The sequence below is a fragment of the Micrococcus sp. ACRRV genome (genome assembly GCF_022346985.1).
GTDB lineage: Bacteria > Actinomycetota > Actinomycetes > Actinomycetales > Micrococcaceae > Micrococcus > Micrococcus porci.
The window spans coordinates 1-1,658 of record NZ_JAKRNH010000193.1 but is presented as its reverse complement, the minus strand read 5'-3'; the positions used below and the strand labels follow the sequence as shown (position 1 = coordinate 1,658).

The following is a 1,658-nucleotide window of genomic DNA, read 5'->3' as shown; positions in this document are numbered from 1 at the left end:
TCACCTGAAGCAGTGGCGGGGTCTGGCGACCCGGTATGACAAGTACGCGATCATCTACAGGGCCGCTGTGGTCCTGAATGCTGTGCTCGCATGGTCAAAACGATTGTCAGACATGCCCTAGCCTCATGGACGCGTGGATTGGACTCGGAGGCGTGGTGCTGGGCGCTTTGATCGCGGGAGGGGCAACGTTCCTGACGGGCAAGCTGGCGGATGATCGCGCTCGACAAGCCGAGAGGAAGGAACATGTGGCCAGGGTCGGTGCTGAGTTCCTGCGTGAGGCCGACCGTGTTGAGCAGTACCTGCTCGACTACGTCCACGAGCATGCCGCTGTGCCCGGTGACAACGAGGAATGGGGTGAAACCGCTGAGTTGGCGCGGATCGCGTGGGAGCTGCGGCTGTTCGCCCCGCGTCCTGTGAACGACGCCGCTGCGGAGCTCGTGGATGTTCTCGAGGCATGGGAATCGGGCGTTGATGGGCGTGGCCGGGACGTCCTAGAGATCCACAAGCGATTCGTGAGCGTGTTGCGCGTTTATCTGCACGGTGAGGACGACTGAGGCGGGGCCGATCGTCCCCATCCGCTGATGTGGTCGCTGCGTACCCACCACCCCCGAGTCGCCATGCGCTCTGTCTACCCTGGTATACCCATACGCACACTGCGGGCTGAACCATCACCCCAGCGTCACCGGAGCCTCTAGTCCCCACCACGATCCGCCCTTTTAGGCCTATCAGGGGACCGGAGGCACGCCGCGCCGCCCCCCGCTCCTACAGGCTGGCAGGTTCGGGCAGGGTGCTCCACCAGTCCCCGAGCCCTCTCCCCGGTCCCTAACCCCGACCAGGCAGAATCCGAGCACAACAAGCCCGAACGGCCCGCAGAGCCCCAGGACAGGAACCGGACATGACCAGTCAGTAGCTACCCCGCCACGATGTGATCGGCTACCCCAGAGTCTTCATCAAGGTCCAGGCGCGGTTCGATGTGCACCCCTCCTCCTCTTTATCGGGTACCCGATATTCTGTGAGCGGACGAAAGAGGTGCTCCATGACCCTGACCCTGATCCCCCCGACCACCCCTGACGAGGCCACCCAGCAACTTGCACAGCTCCAGGGCACCACCGTCGCCCTTGCCGTGCTCCGCCGTGTGCAGCTCGTCAAGGCTGCCGAGGTGGGAGTAACCCAGCAGCAGCTTGCCGGTGCGCTCGGCCGAGCCCAGTCGAGCATCAGCGAGTACCTCACCCGTGCCCGCACGAGCCTGGCCGACAGGCCCGCCACACATCCTCTGTGGCCGGCCGAAGTCATCGACCTCTACGCGGCGGGCCTTCTGCCCCGTGACGAAGTGCTCGCCTACCTCGCCAGCTACCCCTACATCGACCCCGCACCCACCGATGACCCGGCCTACACCGTGACCCAGCCCGGTGAGTTCGGGGAGGTCGCAGCAGCCCACTGGAACGACAAGCTTTCTGATACCGACTACGCGAACCTCTACGACCTTCTGCACGCAGACGACTAGCCGAACTCGATCGGGTCGATCAACGTCCCCGGTCAGTACACCTAGGGCATGTCTGACAATCGTTTTGACCATGCGAGCACAGCATTCAGGACCACAGCGGCCCTGTAGATGATCGCGTACTTGTCATACCGGGTCGCCAGACCCCGCCACTGCT

The 1,658-nt window shown here is 64.0% G+C and carries 2 protein-coding genes and 2 pseudogenes; 3 read left to right on the top strand and 1 reads right to left on the bottom strand.

Going from position 1 to position 1,658, the window contains the following annotated elements; genetic code table 11:
* The 3 genes and pseudogenes from MHY29_RS12020 to MHY29_RS12010 all read left to right on the top strand — a co-directional run.
* Window positions 1-121 (top strand): annotated as a pseudogene (locus MHY29_RS12020) (IS5/IS1182 family transposase); the annotation flags it as partial.
* Window positions 122-152: 31 nt separating this feature from the next.
* Window positions 153-554: a hypothetical protein gene (locus tag MHY29_RS12015; protein ID WP_239241538.1), complete on the top strand. Its 402-nt coding sequence runs from the start codon at window positions 153-155 to the stop codon at window positions 552-554.
* Between the two features lie 482 nt (window positions 555-1,036).
* Window positions 1,037-1,504: a hypothetical protein gene (locus MHY29_RS12010; protein ID WP_224355388.1), complete on the top strand. Its 468-nt coding sequence runs from the start codon at window positions 1,037-1,039 to the stop codon at window positions 1,502-1,504.
* Between the two features lie 41 nt (window positions 1,505-1,545).
* Here the strand turns inward: MHY29_RS12010 and MHY29_RS12005 are convergent.
* A pseudogene (locus tag MHY29_RS12005) lies at window positions 1,546-1,658 on the bottom strand (IS5/IS1182 family transposase); the annotation flags it as partial.